15 protein-coding genes and 1 pseudogene are annotated in these 17,375 nt (G+C 67.7%); 12 read left to right on the top strand and 4 right to left on the bottom strand.

What is annotated here, in order from left to right:
- Positions 1-15: 15 nt before the first annotated feature.
- From ACWCRB_RS06200 to ACWCRB_RS06165, 8 genes are all read left to right on the top strand, one after another.
- On the top strand, positions 16-1,056 hold the full coding sequence (locus ACWCRB_RS06200; RefSeq protein WP_450994907.1) for an NAD(P)-dependent alcohol dehydrogenase: 1,041 nt from the start codon (positions 16-18) through the stop codon (positions 1,054-1,056).
- A gap of 43 nt (positions 1,057-1,099) precedes the next feature.
- Positions 1,100-2,290 carry a cupin domain-containing protein gene (locus ACWCRB_RS06195; protein WP_450994906.1) on the top strand — a complete coding sequence of 397 codons (1,191 nt, stop codon included), beginning with the start codon at positions 1,100-1,102 and terminating at the stop codon, positions 2,288-2,290.
- On the top strand, positions 2,287-3,522 hold the full coding sequence (locus tag ACWCRB_RS06190) for a flavin-dependent oxidoreductase (RefSeq protein ID WP_450994905.1): 1,236 nt from the start codon (positions 2,287-2,289) through the stop codon (positions 3,520-3,522). The genes ACWCRB_RS06195 and ACWCRB_RS06190 overlap by 4 nt, the downstream gene beginning before the upstream one ends.
- A gap of 47 nt (positions 3,523-3,569) precedes the next feature.
- A complete protein-coding gene (locus ACWCRB_RS06185) occupies positions 3,570-4,580 on the top strand; it encodes an amidohydrolase family protein (RefSeq protein ID WP_450994904.1) in 1,011 nt (336 codons plus the stop codon).
- A gap of 62 nt (positions 4,581-4,642) precedes the next feature.
- The gene (locus ACWCRB_RS06180) at positions 4,643-5,542 is read left to right on the top strand and encodes an MBL fold metallo-hydrolase (RefSeq protein WP_450994903.1); all 900 of its coding nucleotides are present in this window, start codon (positions 4,643-4,645) and stop codon (positions 5,540-5,542) included.
- Positions 5,543-5,716: 174 nt separating this feature from the next.
- Complete coding sequence (locus ACWCRB_RS06175) at positions 5,717-7,000, top strand: MFS transporter (protein ID WP_450994902.1); 1,284 nt, start codon at positions 5,717-5,719, stop codon at positions 6,998-7,000.
- 51 nt (positions 7,001-7,051) lie between these two features.
- On the top strand, positions 7,052-7,930 hold the full coding sequence (locus ACWCRB_RS06170; RefSeq protein WP_450994901.1) for a fumarylacetoacetate hydrolase family protein: 879 nt from the start codon (positions 7,052-7,054) through the stop codon (positions 7,928-7,930).
- An 88-nt stretch (positions 7,931-8,018) separates the two neighbouring features.
- Positions 8,019-8,711, top strand: a complete 693-nt coding sequence (locus ACWCRB_RS06165) for a class II aldolase/adducin family protein (RefSeq protein WP_450994900.1) — start codon at positions 8,019-8,021, stop codon at positions 8,709-8,711.
- Positions 8,712-8,836: 125 nt separating this feature from the next.
- On the opposite strand, the gene ACWCRB_RS06160 is transcribed toward ACWCRB_RS06165, so the two are convergent.
- From ACWCRB_RS06160 to ACWCRB_RS06150, 3 genes are all read right to left on the bottom strand, one after another.
- A complete protein-coding gene (locus ACWCRB_RS06160) occupies positions 8,837-9,142 on the bottom strand; it encodes a hypothetical protein (RefSeq protein ID WP_450994899.1) in 306 nt (101 codons plus the stop codon).
- 946 nt (positions 9,143-10,088) lie between these two features.
- Positions 10,089-11,033 (bottom strand): LLM class F420-dependent oxidoreductase, encoded by a 945-nt coding sequence (locus ACWCRB_RS06155; RefSeq protein WP_450994898.1) that lies wholly within the window; start codon positions 11,031-11,033, stop codon positions 10,089-10,091.
- Positions 11,030-11,815 carry an ABC transporter ATP-binding protein gene (locus ACWCRB_RS06150; RefSeq protein WP_450994897.1) on the bottom strand — a complete coding sequence of 262 codons (786 nt, stop codon included), beginning with the start codon at positions 11,813-11,815 and terminating at the stop codon, positions 11,030-11,032. Before ACWCRB_RS06150 ends, ACWCRB_RS06155 begins: the two co-directional genes overlap by 4 nt.
- A gap of 270 nt (positions 11,816-12,085) precedes the next feature.
- Here ACWCRB_RS06150 and ACWCRB_RS06145 point away from each other — a divergent pair, with 270 nt between their 5' ends.
- The 4 genes from ACWCRB_RS06145 (at position 12,086) to ACWCRB_RS06130 (ending at position 16,001) form a co-directional block, all read left to right on the top strand.
- Positions 12,086-13,114, top strand: coding sequence for an ABC transporter substrate-binding protein (locus ACWCRB_RS06145; protein WP_450994957.1), 1,029 nt, complete (start codon positions 12,086-12,088; stop codon positions 13,112-13,114).
- A gap of 46 nt (positions 13,115-13,160) precedes the next feature.
- Positions 13,161-13,919, top strand: coding sequence for an ABC transporter permease (locus ACWCRB_RS06140; protein ID WP_450994896.1), 759 nt, complete (start codon positions 13,161-13,163; stop codon positions 13,917-13,919).
- Between the two features lie 62 nt (positions 13,920-13,981).
- Entirely contained in the window at positions 13,982-14,128 is a 147-nt protein-coding gene (locus ACWCRB_RS06135; protein WP_450994895.1) for a hypothetical protein, read from the top strand.
- Positions 14,129-15,185: 1,057 nt separating this feature from the next.
- Entirely contained in the window at positions 15,186-16,001 is an 816-nt protein-coding gene (locus ACWCRB_RS06130) for a carbon-nitrogen hydrolase family protein (RefSeq protein WP_450994894.1), read from the top strand.
- A gap of 378 nt (positions 16,002-16,379) precedes the next feature.
- Here the strand turns inward: ACWCRB_RS06130 and ACWCRB_RS06125 are convergent.
- A pseudogene (locus ACWCRB_RS06125) lies at positions 16,380-17,114 on the bottom strand (transposase family protein); the annotation flags it as partial.
- Positions 17,115-17,375: the final 261 nt, after the last annotated feature.

The following is a 17,375-nucleotide window of genomic DNA, read 5'->3' as shown; positions in this document are numbered from 1 at the left end:
ACCTTTACCGAAGTAATGCTCGACGAACCTCGCAAGGACGAGGTCCTGGTACGGATGGTCGCCGCCGGCCTGTGTCACAGCGATCTGAACGTACAGGCGGGCCGGATGCCCTTCCCCCTGCCCGGGGTCATCGGCCACGAAGGAGCCGGAATCGTCGAGCGGGTCGGGTCTTCCGTCACCAAGGTCCGGCCCGGCGACAAGGTCCTGTTGAGTTTCACCTCCTGTGAACACTGCACCAACTGTCGCAATGGGCACCCGGCCTACTGCGACACCTGGCTGCCCCGCAATGTGACCGGAGGCAAGCGCAGCGACGGGAGCTCTCCGATCACGCGCGACGGCGTCCCGCTCGGTGGGCATTTCTTCGGCCAGTCCTCCTTCGCCGAGGCGGCCGTCGTCGACGCTCGCAGCGTGGTGAAGGTGGACCCCGAAGCCGACCTGACGGTGCTTGCGCCGCTGGGCTGCGGCGTCCAGACCGGAGTCGGCACCGTCTGGAACGTCCTGGCTCCCAGACCCGGTGAGAGCCTGGCCGTCTTCGGCGCCGGTGCGGTGGGCCTGTCGGCGATCATGGCCGCGGCTGCTCTGCCCTCGGGTGAGATCATCGCGATCGACCGTGTGCCGTCCCGGCTCGAGCTCGCCCTGGAGCTCGGCGCCCAGCACACCATCAACACCACCGAAGTGGATCCGGCGACCGCGCTGGCAGAGATCACCGGTGGACGCGGCGTCGACAACGCAGTGGACACCACCGGACTTCCCGCCCTCCTGCGCACCGCCGTCGACGCCCTCAGCACCGGCGGAGCGTGCGCGGTCGTCGGCGTGGCCCCTCCCGGCGTCGACGTGGCACTGGACATGCACGATCTGCTGCTCGGCAGGCGCGTGCTGGGCGTGACGCTGGGGGACGGCGAGCCGGAGACCCTGCTGCCCCGGATGGCCACGCTGCATCGGCAGGGAAAGCTCCCGCTGGAAAAGCTGATCAAGCACTACAAATTCAGGGACCTGAACACCGCTGCCCTCGAAATGCACGATGGGGCGACGATCAAACCGGTCATGCTGTTCTAGTCTCCCGATTCCGTTGAAAACACCTGGCGAGTCATCGAAACGTATGGCACGCCATGAGAAAGCAACAGGTGGACTGACGATGCAAGAAGGAAATAGGCACGACGCAAGGCTTCCCGGCGGTGTCGACACCGCGGAAGTCTCGATCGAAGAATTCTGTGGTGCGCTCGCATCGCGCGATATGGCGGGCCTGTGGAGCAGGCCGCCGATGCCGGCACACCCGATTCCGCAGACGCGCGCGCATCTGTGGCGCTGGGACACCGTCGCCCCGCTGGCTCGGCAGGCGGGAAGGGTTCTGGAGGTCGACGAAGGGGCGGCTCAGCGGCGGGCACTGCAGTTCTGCAACCCGGGACTGCGCATCGGAACGACAGAAGCCCTGTTCGGTGCCTACCAGTATCTGGATCCGGGTGAGAAGGCGCCGGCCCATCGGCATTCTCCGGCAGCGATCCGGTTCATGATGACCGGCTCGAGTGTCTACACCACCGTCGACGGAGACGCCTGCTGGATGGAGCCCGGCGACTTCGTCCTCACGCCCAGCTGGGCGTGGCACGATCACACCAACCAGAGCGATGAGCCCGCGATCTGGCTCGATGTCATCGACGTGGTGATGGTCGCCACCTTGGAGTCGATCTTCTTCGAGGACCATCCGACCGGGATGCAGAACGTCGCGGGTTTCTCCCTCTCGGAGGAGAAGTTCGGTCATGCGGGACTTCAGCATTCCGACGGCGCCGCCTGGCCGAAACCGTACTCGCCGCTGCTGCGCTATCCCTATGCCCAGGTCGATGCCGCACTGGAAGCGTTGCAGAAGCAGAGCGACGACTCCAGCGTGACGCTGGAGTACAAGAATCCGGTCACCGGTGGCCCTGCTCTGCCCACCCTCACCTGCCAGATGACGAGAATTCGTCCGGGAAAGCCCACGGCCCCCCGACGGCAGACCGGCGGCCAGATCCACACCGTGTTCCGCGGCCGCGGCAGGTCCGTGATCGGCGGAAAGGAATTCACCTGGGGTCCGGGCGACGTCTTCGTCGTCCCCTCCTGGGTGCCCGTCGAGCACGAAGCGGAAGAAACCGCCGACCTTTTTGTCGCCAGTGACCGGGCGGCCCTCGAGGCTTTGCATCTCTACCGCGAGACCGAGCTGCCCGACCGGCAGAAGGTGGCAGACACATTCGAGCCGGCCCCCGCGACGGACACCGACGAAGCGGTGCCCGCTGTCGGCCAAGGAAGGAGGGAACCGTGAGAATCGCAATTTCCGGAGGCGGGATCGGCGGACTCACCACCGCGTTGATGCTCCATGACGTCGGCATTGACGTGACCATTTACGAGGCGGTTCCCGAACCGCGACCGCTCGGCGTGGGAATCAACGTGCTGCCCCACGCCATCCGGGAACTCGACCGAATCGGCGTCCTGGAGGAGCTGCTCCCCCTGGCCGTCGCCACCGAAGAACTGTGCTACGTGAATCGGCACGGCCAGTTCCTGTGGCGGGAGCCGCGCGGGATATCGGCGGGATACCCGGTGCCGCAGCTCTCGATCCACCGAGGCAACTTCCAGATGGCCCTCCTGGACATCGTCCGCCGGCGCCTCGGCGAATCCGCGGTGCGCACGGGAACGAAGGTCACCGGCTCCAACACGGACAACCGCAAGAGCGCCGAGTTCCAAGTGATCGACAGCGTCACCGGCCGCACGTCCCAGGAGTCTGCGGATGTCCTGGTGGGCGCCGACGGCCTGCACTCGGCGCTCCGGAAGCAGCTCCACCCGGGCGACGGCAGCCCTCGATGGAGCGGGGAAGTGATGTGGCGTGGCACCACCATGGCGCCCCCGTTCCTCACCGGAAAGTCCATGGCGCTGATCGGCACGCGCGGGCACAAGGTCGTGGCCTATCCGCTCTCCCTCCCTGACGACCAGGGCAACGTCCTGATCAACTGGATTGCCGTCCTGGACCAGAGCTCGCGCCGGATCCCGCCCGTCGAATCCTGGAACGGGCCGGGAAATATCGAGGACTTCATCGACCAGTACGACTCGTGGTCGTTCCCGTGGCTCGACGTCGCGGCGCTGATGCGCGGCGCACAGAGCGTCCACGTCTTTCCCATGGTCGACCGCGACGCGCTGCCGACGTGGACCGCGGGACGGACGACCCTCTTGGGCGACGCGGCGCACCCCATGTTCCCCGTGGGCTCCAACGGAGCTTCCCAGGCGATCCTCGACGCGCGTGCGCTGACCCAGGCCCTCCTGGAGGAGCGCGACCCCGACATCGCCCTGGAGCGCTACGAAAGCGAACGCCTCGCCGCCACGGCCGGAGTCGTGGAAGCCAATCGCAGCCAGGGAGCCGCACGCATTCTCGACCTGGCCGAGGAACGTGCACCCGAGGGCTTCACCGAGGTGGGCGAAGTCTTCGCCCCCGGGGAACGGGAGGCGCTCGCCACCGCATACCAACGTGTCGCCGGTTTCGCTCCGGCAAGTCTGCGGCAGTGACAGCGGCCGAAAGAGCCGGCCGTGACAACGATCGAAAGAAGATGACGATGGTGAATCCGGAGATAGACGTGGCGAGTGCCGTCGCCCGTCTGCGCCGACGCAGCGGCGGCGACCTGATCGACGTCCATGCCCACTACACACCGGCACTGACGGAAGCCGAGCTTGCTGGTCTGCTGGCCTCCTTCCGCGCCGGCCACTTCACCGCACCGCCGGCCGGCCCCTGGTCGGTCGAGAGCGCCCTGGAGTTCATGGACGGTCACGGCATCTCGGTGCAGATGCTGTCGAACCCGAATCGGCTCACTCCCGACGAGGCGAAGTCGTACAACGACTTCGGGGCGAAGGTGGTGCGGGAACACCCCGACCGGTTCGGGCTGCTCGCCAACCTTCCGCTGATCGATCCGGTCAAAGCGGTATCGGAAGTCGGCCGCGCAATCGAGGAACTCGGCGCCGACGGATTCGTCCTCATCACCAACTACGAGGGTGCCTATCTGGGGGACCCGCGGTTCACCGATGTCTTCGCCGCGCTCGACGAGAAGCGGGCCACGGTCTTCCTGCATCCGGTGGTGCCTGCCGGGTTCGGCGGGCTTGCGTGCGGACGTCCGGGGCCGGTCATCGAGTTCCCCATGGACACGGCGCGCACGATCGTCGACGCCGTCTATGCGCGGGTCTTTCTGGATTTCCCGAACATCAACTTCGTCATCTCGCATGCCGGCGGAGTCCTTCCCGTCCTTGCCGAACGCATCGGGTCGACCGGCCTGCTGCCATGGGTGAGCAATTCCCGCGGCGTGACCAAGGACGAGGTGCGCCGGCAGATTGCCGGCCTGTTCTATGACACCGCGCTCGCGACATCACCCAACGCGCTTCTTCCGCTCCTGGAAGTCACGTCTCCCGATCACATCGTGTTCGGGTCCGACTACCCGCCGGGGGATGTCGAGTTGATCGAAGCCCACATGGATGTGCTGAGCCGGACCACGCTACTCACTGACCGTCAGCTGACCCAGTTCTCGGCCACTGCGACAACTCTCTTCCCGCGCCTGGCAGCGCGCTCGGACGCGTAGTCCAGAGCCCCCCAAGTCCTCCTGACGGAAATCAAGCACCACCTGAGAAAAGGAATTGTGGAATGACGGCCAATATCGGAAAACTGGGATCCCAGTCCGCGGTGCGCCGGTGGACGATGGACGAGTTCACCTTCACCTACATCGTCGACGGACCCATGTCGCTCATACCCACCCGCTTCCTCAAGTCGTTCCCCGACGCCTACTGGCGCGAGCACCCCGAGGCGCTGGACGAGGACGGCGGCGTGCCGATGACGGCAGGCGGACTGCTCGTCGAGCGGGACGGCCACCGCATGCTCGTCGACGCCGGACTCGGTGTCATGAACGTCAACTCGCTCTACGGGCCCATCGAGGGCGGCGCGCTGCTGGAGACACTTGCGTCGGTCGGCTACGCGCCCGAGGACATCGATGTTCTCGCCCTGACCCATATCCACATCGACCACACGGGATGGGCGTTCGTCCCCGACGGGAACGGCGCTCGGAAGGCAACCTTCCCGTCGGCGTCGTACGTGATGTCGCGGCAGGAGTGGGAGCCACTCTCCCAAGGGGTGCCGCCGGCCGACATGCCGGACCCGACCACCGTGGTCGAGCCGCTGCTGCAGCATCCGAAGCTCACCCTCGTCGACGACGGCGGAGAGGTGGTGCCGGGCGTGACGGCACTCGTCACCCCCGGCCACACCCCCGGGCATGCCACCTACATCGTGACTTCGTCGAGCGGCAGGCGGCTGGTGGTCTTCGGCGACGCGTTCCACTCGCCCGCGCAGCTGACCCACCCCGACTGGGGCTCGGCACCCGACAGCCACACCGAGTCCGTGCAGGAGGCACGTGCCCGCGTGCTGTCGGAGCTGCTCAAGCCCGACACCTACGCCTTCGCCTTCCACTTCGGCGACCAGCCCTTCGGCCGTGTCGTCCGCGACGAGCAGGGCCAGGTCGCCTGGGAGCCGATCCCCACGCACGTTCTGTGACGACTTCCTCCGCGTCCCGCACCACCTGAGTCACGCGGAACATCTCCTGGGCAGCGGTCGAGCATTCAGGGCCGGCCGCTGCCCGGGTTCGGCACGTTCCTTTTTCCGGCAGGTCATGCAAAGGACCCTTCCATGGCTGTTGCAAAAGAAATCTCGGTTGCGGATCCCACCCACGTGGATCCGTCCACTCTCAAGCGTGTGACGGTCCTCGCCACTCTCGGCAACGTCCTCGAGTGGTACGACTTCACCGTCTACGGCTTCCTCGCCGTTCATATCGGAGCCACCTTCTTTCCCGAACAGGACGGCGTCACATCGATCCTCGCGGCCTTCGCGGTCTTCGCTGTCGGGTTCGTCGCCCGGCCCTTGGGGGCTTTTGTCCTCGGTCCGTTCATCGACCGCAAGGGACGCAAGTCGGTCATGCTGCTGTCGATGCTGCTGATGGCGTCCGGCTCACTCCTTATCGGCCTCGCACCGGGGTATGCCGTCGCCGGCTCGCTCGGTGCCGTCATCATCGTGATCGGGCGCCTCGCGCAGGGATTCTCGGCCGGCGGCGAATTCGGGAGCTCGGCCGTCTTCCTCATCGAGTGGGCCCACCGCGGGCGCCGGGGATTCTTCGGGAGCTTCCATCAGGTCGCGACCTACGGTGGCCTGTTGCTCGGTGTGCTGGTCACCGCCGGGTTGACCGGCGCCCTGGGCTCGACGGCGATGCGCGACTGGGGCTGGCGTGTCCCCTTCATCCTGGGCGCCCTGCTCGCCGTGGTCGCCCTGTTCCTGCGACGACGCATAGAAGAGACCCCGGTCTTCACCGCGTCCCGCGGTCAGGCATCCACGGAGTCCGGCGCGGAGATCGACCACGGAACGAACCCGCGGCCGAGTGTCGGATTCCTGCTGACGGTCGGGGTGGTCGCTCTGTGGGGAGTGACGGCCATGGTCGCGCTCACGTACATGCCCAGCTACGCCTCGGAGTTCCTGGGGATCGAGCTGGAGACCTCGCTGGTGGCGACGCTCATCGGCGCGCTGGTGACGGTTGTCCTGCTGCCTGTCGCGGGTCACATCTCCGACAAGGTCGGGCGTAGAACCCTGATCGTGTTCAGTGCCGTGGGCTACGTGGTGCTGCCGTATCCGCTCTTCCTGCTCATGGTCGACAACAGGTCGTTCGGGTCGCTGGTGATCGCGCAACTGGTCTTCGCGGTGTTCACGGCGGCCATCGCCGGCACCGGCTCCGCAACGATCACGGAGCTCTTCAGCGCCAAGCACCGCGGCTCGCTGGTCTCCATGGGCTCCGCAACCGCTGTGACTGTCTTCGGCGGCTTCGGCGCGATCATCTGCACCTGGCTCATCGACGTGACGGACAGCGCCGTGTCTCCCGCCTTCTACATCTCCGGCGTCGCGCTGATCACGCTCGTGGCGGGACTGTACCTGCCCAGGAACCTCGCAAGCGACGACCTGCGTAGGTGAGAGTCCGGGGCGCGGGACGCTCCGGACGGTATTCATGGAGAGGAAAGTACGTTGAAACTGAGCATGTTCGACGATTTTCGGCTCGGAGTCTGGGCCCGGGACGACTCGATAGTCGACGTGACAAGTGTGCTGCCGGAGACAGCCCGTCCATCGGATCGCATGAGTGCGCTGATAGCGGACTGGGCGAGAGTCGAGTCCGAGATCCGGGACGCCGCACGCAGCACCGGAAGACCCCGCTCCCAGGTCACGTTCAGACCGCCCCAGCCAAGGCCGTCGAAGATCCTCGCCGCCCCGGTCAATCACGGTCCGCATCGTGAAGAGATGATTGCTGCGGGAGCTTTCAAGGACGTGCCGGGAACGATCGAGAAGTATGTCGCTTTCCTCAAGGCGCCTTCGTCGATCGTCGGGCCGGACGGATCGATCGAGCATCCTGATCCGACGCGTCGCATCGACTACGAAGCCGAACTCGGCATCGTCATCGGTGCCCCGGCACGCCAGGTATCCCGTGGGAACGCACTGAGCCACGTCTTCGGTTATCTCGCCCTGATCGACGTGACGATGCGAGGCGACGAGGACCGCTCGTATCGCAAGAGCTTCGACACCTTCACGCCGCTGGGGCCGGCCATCGTCACCGCGGACGAGATCCCGGACCCGTCGGTGCTCGAGCTCGAGCTGCGCGTCAACGGCCGTCTGCGTCAGAAGGGGAGGGTCGCCGATCTCATCTACGACGTCGCGCAGCTGATCGAGGTGTATTCCCGGGCGATGACCCTCGAGCCGGGAGACATCATCGCGAGCGGCACCCCGGACGGGGTCGGACCGCTGACCCCAGGTGACGAGGTGTCGTTGGAGGTGTCGCACGTACCGCCGCTCACCATCCGCGTCACGGCCCGCGACCCGCACCACCAGCCGTCCACACCGGGCACTCCGTGACGGCCGTCTCTCCCCCAGGCGGGCTCTGCCGTCTCCGCGGACTGGCTCCACCAGCCGTACGCCACCCGACCGACTGAAATGGACCCTGATGAAGGAAGAGATCGACGAGACCGTGCGCGCCAGCCGCGCCCTGGCCGCTGCCGGGCTGACCGACATGGTGTGGGGGCACGCCGCCGTGCGTGACCCGGACGGCGACGGAGTCTGGATGAAGGCCTCCGGCTGGGGATTCGAGGAGATCGACACCGAGCGGGTGCTGCTCGTCGGCCGCGCGGGCGACGTCCGCCACGGCGAGGGCAAGCGGCACATCGAGTACCCGATCCACACCGAGATCATGGCGAGGCGCCCGGACGTCGGCTGCGTCGTGCACACGCACGCACCCGCCCTGAGCGCCTTCGCCTCCCTCGACACACCCCTGCTGCCCATCTCCCACGACGGCGTCGTGTTCTGCGATCCGCAGGTGCCGCGCTTCACCGAGACGGGTGCGCTCATCGCGACCCGCGAGCTCGGCGCGGCACTCGCCGAGACGCTCGGCGACGGCCCCGCATGCCTGATGCCGCGGCACGGAGCCGTCACCGCCGGTCCGGACGCCGCGACTGCCGTCATGTACGCCGTTCTGCTGGAACGGGCGTGCCGTACGCAACTCATGGCCATGGCCGCCGGAGGCCCCAAGACCTGGTCCGACGATGCCGAGGCGGCCTTCAAACGCAACCAGGTCTGGAACCCCGCTCAGCGGGACGCAGGCTGGAACTACCTGCAGCGTCTCTCGGAAAGGAGCCTGTGACGACGGAGTCGTTGGGAGAGCGGACGACCACGCGAACCCCGAGCGAGGGCCGAACCCACCGCAACCGTGGAGCAGCGGTACGAGGCCCTCGGCCGGCTCCTCGGCCGGGCCCGCCGGGCGCCGGCTCAGCTCGACGCGAGCTCCACCAGCCTGGGTGCGAACAGGATACGGCGGTGTTTGTAGCGCGGGTCGCGTTCCTCGTCCGGGAGGAGGAGGCCGGCGGCGGGGTGGCCGAGCGCGTGGCCGTCAACGCGGACCAAAGTGAGCTGGATGCCGGCGGTCTGAGCGGCGACGATGTCGTCGTAGCCGACCAGGGGTGGCCGGGTGCGGCGAGGAGACGTTCGGCGGCCCTGTCGGCGGCCGTCGTCGGCCTCGTGGACGAACCGCACGAAGTCCCCGTCGGAGGTGCCCGTGCGGCGGCACTGCTGCACGACTACCGAGATGCCGACCCTGGTGGATGTGGTGCATGTCGCCGCCCATCGCCGACAGCGGACTGGTTTCCGCAGCTCAGAGCAGGGGTTCCGTGTGTGCCACCAACAGACGAAGAACCTGCCGGTGACCGCCCCTCGGCCTTCGGGTTCGGCAGCCGCTAACGCGACCCAGCGTTATTACGTCTGATTCCTGCTGTTGACCTGCAACAACCCACCGAACGAGGCGAAAGGAAGGAAAATTCGACCGGATTCGACCCCGCCCCCATCACGGGAACAACCAGCCTTGATCTGCAGCCATGCGAGTTCTGCCGCCGTACCAGCCGTACGCAGCCGAGAAGTCGCCACAAAGAAACCAAATCGGTCACTCGATCAAACCTGCCTGGTTGGCACCGCCGGTGATCACCGCGAACGGCGGCGCCCGCGACAAAAGCGGGGCAGCCCCCAAAGCGCAGGCGAGTCCACACTCCGGGTGACCGAGACCAGGCCCCACCTCGAACACGCACTGATCAAGGCAGAGTTTCTGACGCAGTTACCCTGGCTGCTCACCACGACGCGAGTCCACCTGGCCCAATCCCGTGGCCAACGACGTGTTCTACGTCCTGAGCCCCGAAAACCCGGTCGCCCTGTCCCTCTTCGTCGCCAGTCTGTTCTGCCCGCAATGCCAGCAGATGGAAGTCTGCTACGCCGCTTGGGCCGCCAAGAGGACCGGGCCAGCAAACTCTCAAGAGCTTCGCCCGAGGACACACCGTCCACTCTTCCGACCTCGGCGACGAGACTCGCTCACTGCCCGACCACCGGCCTGAAACCACCCGGTGAAAGGCGTTGACCGGCGGTGGGGCGTCCCGTCGCCGGAGCCGGACAAGCCACCGCACCTGGAGAGAACGCGGCCGAGCCATGGCTGACGTCGGCCTCTTCCGGCACCGCAGCGTGCCTCGGTTTTCACGCTCTACAGCTGCGGGAGCACCTCAGCGGCGATGAGTTCCAGGTGGTCGAGGTCATTGAAGTCGATCAGTCGCAGATGGATACGGCTTGCGCCGATCGCGGCGAACTCGCCGAGCCGTTCCACGAGTTGGGCCGGGGATCCGATCACCGGATCCTCCGGCGGCAGCGCGCTCTTGGCGTGCAGCGGGGCGGCTCGCCGTTGCGCCTCCGCGTCCGTACGGCCGATGGCCGCCACGACACCGGCCGAGAGCACCAGTGGTGGCCGACCGGCGCCGGACCGCCCGGTCCGGTCGCACGCCTCGGCAACCCGTCGGTACGCCAGGGCAGTCTCCGCCACCGACTTGAAGGGCATGTTGAACTCGTCGGCGTACCGGGCCGCCAGCTCCGGGGTGCGCTTGGGGCCGCGGCCCCCGACGATGATCGGCGGCGCCGGCATCTGCACGGGCTTCGGCAGGGCGGGCGCGTCGACGAGCTGGTAGTGGTCGCCGCGGTGGCTGAAGCTCTCGCCGACCGGTGTCCGCCACAGGCCGGTGATCACCGCCAGCTGCTCCTCCAGACGGTCGAAGCGTTCCGGGGCGGGCGGGAACGGGATGCCGTACGAGGTGTGCTCCCGTTCGTACCAACCCGCGCCGAGGCCCAGCTCGACCCGTCCCCCGCTCATCCGGTCGACCTGCGCCACCATGACAGCCAGCGGGCCCGGCAGCCGGAAGGTGGCCGAGGTGACCAGGGTGCCCAGCCGGATCCTGGAGGTCTCCCGGGCGAGCGCGCCGAGTGTCAGCCAGGCGTCGGTGGGGCCGGGCAGGCCGGGATCGGCGCCCATCGCCTGATAGTGGTCGGCCCGGAAGAAGCCCTCGAATCCGCCGGCCTCGACGAGTTGTGCGAAGCGCAGCTGATCCTCGTAGTCGGCGCCGCGATGCGGCTCGGTGAAGACGCAGATCCGCAGGCTCATCGCCCCTCCGTTTCGGCCGCCAGGGATATGTCCCGTTCCATCAGCAGCTCGTGCAGATCGGCGCTGCACCGGGCCACTTCGTCCAGGTGCGCGGTGCGGCCCAGCGTCCTCGGCCGGGGTATGGCGATGTCGACGATCTTGCGGATCCGGCCCGGGCGCGGGGTGAGCACCACGACCCGGTCGGCGAGCAGCACGGCCTCGTCTATCGAGTGCGTGACAAAGACGACGGTGGACGAGTTCTCGATGTGGATGCGCTGCAGCTCCACCGCTAGGTCCGCGCGGGTCAGCGCGTCGAGTGCGGAGAACGGCTCGTCCATGAGCAGCACCTGCGGCTCGCCGATCAGCGACCGGCACAGCGCGACACGCTGCTGCATACCACCGGAGAGCTCGTGCGGCCGGTGCTTCTCGAAGCCGCTCAGTCCGGCCGTCTCCAGCAGCCGGTACGCCCGCTCGCGATGCTTCGCCTTGTTCCAGCCGAAGATCTCCACGGGCAGCAGGACGTTGTCGAGGACGGACCGCCAGGGCAGCAGTGCCGGCCGCTGGAACAGCATGGCGACATCCCGCCGGGCTCCGGTGACTCGCTCGCCGCCGATGGTGATCTCGCCCTCGGTGGCCGACAGGAGGCCGGCGATCAGCCGGAGCAGTGTGGACTTGCCGCACCCGGACCGGCCCACCACCGCCACGAACTCACCCTCGGCGATGTGCAGTCCGATGTCCTGGAGCGCCGCCGTCGACCCGGACCGGCTGGTGAAGCTCCGGGACACACCGGTGAGTCTGATCATCCGGCGGTCTCCCCATCCCCTGGCAATCGTCATGCCGGCCGGGTCCCAACGCCCAGTCAGGCTACCCGCGGCAGGCGGTCGGCGGTACCTGCCGTCGTATCGCTCCATGCCCCCGTGCCTCACAGCTGGCCCACAACTGCTCATCCCTCGTAGGCTGTTGCCCGCCCCAAGTGTCATGCCCTCGGCAGTTCCGTGACGCCGTTCCGTCTCGTCTTTCTCGACGCCCCTCCGCCGGCGCGTTCGGCGGTCGGAAAGGACACCACTGTGCGCATGATCAGGTTCGCCCGTACGGTCGCCTCGGTAGCCCTGACCACAGCGCTGGCGCTGGTGGCGGGGTGCGGCGGCTCGGATTCCGACGAGGCTGCCGGTGAGGACGGCAAGGCGCTGAAGAAGGTGACCTATCTGACCTCTTTCGGTAACTTCGGCCGGGACGCGTATGCCTGGGTCGCGAAGGACAAGGGGTTCTTCGAAGCGGCCGGCTTCGACGTGACGATCAGGCCGGGCCAGGGCACCGGTGGTGTGATTCCGGCCGTCGTGAGTGGCCAGGCGCAGTTCGGCCCCATCGACCTGACGGGAGGTCTGCTGCATATGGGCAACGGTCAGGCGAAGGACTTCGTCGCGGTGGCCGCCATCCAGCAGCGCACCATGGCCGCGATCGCCACCACCGAGGGCAACGGCATCGCCACGCCGAAGGACCTCGAGGGCAAACGGCTCGCCGACACGCCCGGCTCTGTCGTGCGCAACCTCTTCCCGACGTACGCCCGGCTGGCCGGCGTGGACGCCGCCAAGGTGACCTGGGTCAACGGCGAGGCACAGACCCTGATGGGCACGCTGGCAGGCGGCTCGGTGGACGGCATCGGCCAGTTCGTGGTGGGCAAGCCGACCATCGAGGCGGTGACGAAGAAGAAGGCCGTGCTGCTGCCGTACAGCGACGTGATCCCCGACCTGTACGGAAACGTGCTGATCACGTCGACGAAGATCGCCGAGCAGGATCCGGAGATGGTGCAGCGGTTCACCGCCGCGCTGCTCAGGGGCTTGGAGTACAGCCTCGCCCACCCGAAGGAAGCCGCCGAGGTCCTGAGCCGGAACGTGGACGCCACGAATCCGACCGCTGCGGCAGCCGAGTTGGAGTTGATGGCCGCGTACGTCACACCAGAAGACGGTTCCGGCACGGTGATCGGAACGCTGGACTCCGGGCGGGTGGCGAGGAGCATCAGGATTCTGGAGGACGCGGGCACGCTGCCGAAAGGAATGAACCCTGAGCAGATCATCGACTTCGACCTGGTGCCGAAAGCCTGACCGCGCCGCGCTGGAGCGGAGCGGCGGTCCACGTCGCAGGACGGGCGTGGGCATCGTGCTGCTGCCCATGGCCGGGCTGCTGGTCGCGCTCGGCGTGTGGTGGCTCCTCACGTCGGTGCTGGAGGTGATCCACCCGGCAGTACTGCCTCCGCCAGGTGCCGTGCTCTCGGCGTTCACCGCAACCCCGGTCCGGTTCCTGGAACACACCGTTGACACCACGGTGGAGACAGTTGTCGGGTTCGTTCTCTCCAGTGCCTGCGGAGTTCTGATCGGACTGTCGCTGGCCGGCTCACGGGTACTGGAGCGCATGTTCACGCCGCTGCTGGTCGCCGTCAACGCGGTTCCGAAGATCGCACTCGGACCACTGTTGGTGGGGGCGCTCGGCTGGGGGCAGAAGCCGGTCCTGACCATGGTCTTCCTGCTCTGCTTCTTCCCGATCGTGCTGTCCACCGCAACCGGCCTCACCTCGACCCCGGCGGACCTGGCCGAGTTGGCGCGCTCGATGCATGCCTCTCGCTGGCAGGCATTCCGGAAGGTACGGTTGCCTGCCGCGCTGCCGCAGATCTTCGTCGGGTTGAAGGTGGCCATGCCTCTCGCCGCGATCGGTGCGGTCATCGGCGAGTTCCAGGCCGGTGAGGCCGGGCTGGGCTATCTGATCGTGCAGGCCGGTGGGGTGGGCGACACCGCCACCGCCTGGGCCGCGATCATCCTGATCGGGTTGATGAGCATCCTTCTCTACTTTGCTTTGGTGTCGTTGGAACGGTTCGCGCTGCCCTGGGTCAGGGACACCACCTGGCACGGCTGACGTCTGGGACGCTGTCGCCCGACTCCGGCACCCGGCAAGCGGGCCCGGGTCGCACTCCGGTCGTGGTCGGCACCGAGACCGCGGCGGTGGCGGCCACCCTCGGCACCCGCGTGATGCTGCTCGAACCCGCGCGTGCCCGTCCCACACCGTCCTCGACCACCGCCTCGCTGGCCACCAACGCCCTGGCCATGGCCGGGAGTCGCCCTTGATCTGGTTGAGGTGCTTCTGGATCCCGGGTTTCGTCGGCACCGGCACGCGTACCTTCTTACGAGCCTCGGCCTCCGGCACGCCCTGGTCCACGACCTCCAGGACTTCCGGCCCCACTCCCCCACCCCCCTCAACTCGTGTAGGCGACAGCGTCGTTGAGGACTGTAAAGGCCACCACAGACAATCGGTCCTGGCCTGCACATTCATGTCGAACGCCTACGACTGATCGAGATGGACGAAACCTGCTCGAGGCGGCTCGCACCAGGGCCTGTCCGGCGGATCATGTGACGTCCGGATCTTTGGCTCGTTGTTCTCGGCGTGGGGCGGGGTGATCTGACGCACGCGGAGTGGGCTCGCTTGGAGCCACGGTGACCGGTGCACCGGGACAGCGGCGCAGCGTTTCGGTGAGCGCGGCGCTCTCGGCGGGGTCGACGGCCAGCCGGTAGCGGGTCTTGTCTGCCACCCAGTCGGTGGCGTGCCGGCAGGCGTATCGGGCCGAGGGCGGCAGCCAGGGGCTGGGTCCTGTTCGGCCTTGGGACGGTTGGAAGCCGCGGACACCCCAATCAGCACGCGAGTCGTCGAGGTCGTTGACATGGCCCCGCGTTCCTTCGCCGTCCGAGTGGCGGCCCCGACACCAATTCCGCCTACTTGCTGTCCCATGCTTCGGCGAGCGGGGCCATGCGGTCGACCGGATCTTCGGCCTCAACCGTCCCGGCGCGGGACGGGCACGGGCTGCGCCGGCACGGTGATCCGGCAGCAGATCGGGGGCGCAGGCCCTGCTCGACTCCCGTTTGTCGATGTCGTGCACGCCATGGCCCGGCTCGGCCCCGAATATGCCGAAGTAGTGTCGGCCGGCGCACCGTGCTCCCCCTCGATCACTGATGCAGCATGTACGGGAGTTTATGGCCCTGTCGTCCGCACCGATCGTGCTGCCGGTGTCCAGGTCACCTGCCATCGCTCCCGTCGTTGGCAGAGACCCGCCAGACGACACCAGGTGAAGCGGATGATGGGACTGCCATGCCTAGGGTGCTGTTCGTGGCCTCTCCATCTTCGCTTCGTATGGCGATCGCCCAGACAACGATCAGTGCCGACGCCCGCCAGAACGGCCTGACAGTCCGGCGGCTCATGCGGGAAGCCGCCGAGGCGGGCGCCCGCCTGATCCAGTTTCCCGAAGGCTGCCTGTCGGGCTACGCCAAGGAGCAGATCCGCGACTGGGACCAGGTGGATTGGCGTGCGATCGAGGAGGAGCACCGTCATGTGGCCGCTCTCGCGGCCGAGCTGCGGCTGTGGGTGGTACTGGGCAGCGCCCACCGGCTCACCCCACCGCACCGCCCGCACAACAGCCTGTATGTCATCGCCGACAACGGACAGGTGGCGGGGCGCTACGACAAACGCTACTGCTCCAACACCGAAATCCTCCGCTACTACACCCCTGGGGTCAGACCGACCGTCTTCTCCGTCGACGGATTCAGGTTCGGCTGTGCCATCTGCATCGAGGTCAACTTCCCGGAACTCTTTGAGGAGTACGAACGCCTCGGGGTGGACTGCCTACTGCTGTCCGCCTATCCGGTCGACACGGTCTTCGAAGTCAAGGCCCGGGCGCATGCCGCGACCAACAACTACTGGCTGGCGATGGCCACACCGGCGCAGACGACCGCTCTTCTCAACTCCGAGCTGATCGGGCCGGACGGCACCGTCCTGGCACGAGCCGACGCCACGACCGAGCTGATCATCGGTGAACTGGACCGCCACGCGCCCGAGTTCGACACCGCTCTCAACCAGGCCCGCCCCTGGCGAGCCGGCGCCCGGCAGGGCGACATCTACCGCAGCCGCCACGTCTCCGATCCACGCAGTGACGATCTGACCGGCTTCTGACAACCGGAGCGCTTCCGTCGTGGCGCATGTTGATCACCCCGGGTGACCGGTGCGATCGGTGCAGCGGCTGAGATGACGGCCAAGTTGTCCAGCGAGTTCAGCCGGCGCCTGTTCGCGAAGCCGAGCCACCCCTCGAAGGCCTGCCGGCACGCCTCGGGTGCGCCCTCACAGGCTGCGAGAGCGCACACCGGACTCCCCGCCCCGGCCACGGAGATCCGCGACGTCCTCAACCTCTCATCCGCGCCGGTGAGCTGGACCCATGGGCGCGAGGGTCACACCAGGTGATCAGCAGCCGATGGCGCCGACAGCGTGACGTACGGCCGCAGCCGCAACCGAAGCGGCCCTCGCGGCGCTCTGGACCTGTGATCCGCAATTCACGGCAAGGAGAGCGTCAGCGGTGACGACCGCCCCAGCGAGGTCCACGTCGTCGACCTGGTCGAGCAGGGGCTGGAACTCGGGGATCTCGTTCGTCTTCGCACCGATCTCACGCGAGGCCAAGGTGATGCCGGCGCCATGGCGGACTGCGGACAGCACGAAGTCCCGGCTGCCGTCAGGGCGTCTGGCGCCGCGCAGGGACTTGCCGTCCACCGCGATCGCCTGGCGCAGGCGGCGCAGCGGATCGGCCTGGGCGGCCGCCCGATGGGCCCGGCGCTGTTCGCGCTCCGGGCCGCCATCGGGCGTCAGCGGCACGGGAGTTGCGGGCGCGGCGGGCAGCAGGGACTTCACGTGGGCGAACCCGGCCGCGCTGAGCTCGGCCGGATCAAGGCGCCCCAGCACACTGCCCAGCGTCTTCTCGCTCGGCACCCGGTAGCGGCCCAGGAGCGGGTGGTAGGGCGGACCGAAGGCGGCCAGTTCCTCGGGGACTGCACGCCGGCACCACTCCGCTGCCACGGTGAGCGAGTCGTGGTCTGCGGATGTCATCACACAGACCACCGGGGCCAGCAGCGAGGAGAGCCGGTAGTGCACGCCGCTGGCTCCGCGTGGATCGGTGAGCGATCCGAACTCGGCGACCAGGCTCCGGACTTGATCCTGCGAGGCACCCTCGCGCAGGGCTTCCAGACGGGGCGCGGGGCAGGCGGGGGCAGTGGAGTTCTCGGTGGTGATCCGCTGGATGGCCTCCTCGGTCCGCTCTGCTTCCAAGTCCCGGATCTGTCCGAGGAGTTCGCCGATGCGGGTGCGCTGGGTGAGGATCTCGGCGTGGGCGGCTTTGAGAGCGGCCTCGGCGTTCAGCGCCCGCTCACGGCAGGTTGCCTCGCGTTCGTCGTCCTGCTCGACGAGGATCCCCGACCGTCGTTCGCCGGCCCCCGCCCCGACGCTGAACGCCGGCGGACGCATCCCCGCACAGGTCGAACTGGGCATCCTCGCCCAGGAGTC

It is taken from the genome of Streptomyces sp. NPDC002156, assembly GCF_053593675.1.
The sequence above is the reverse complement of the archived record's forward strand: the minus strand, read 5'-3'. Positions and strand labels throughout refer to the sequence as shown.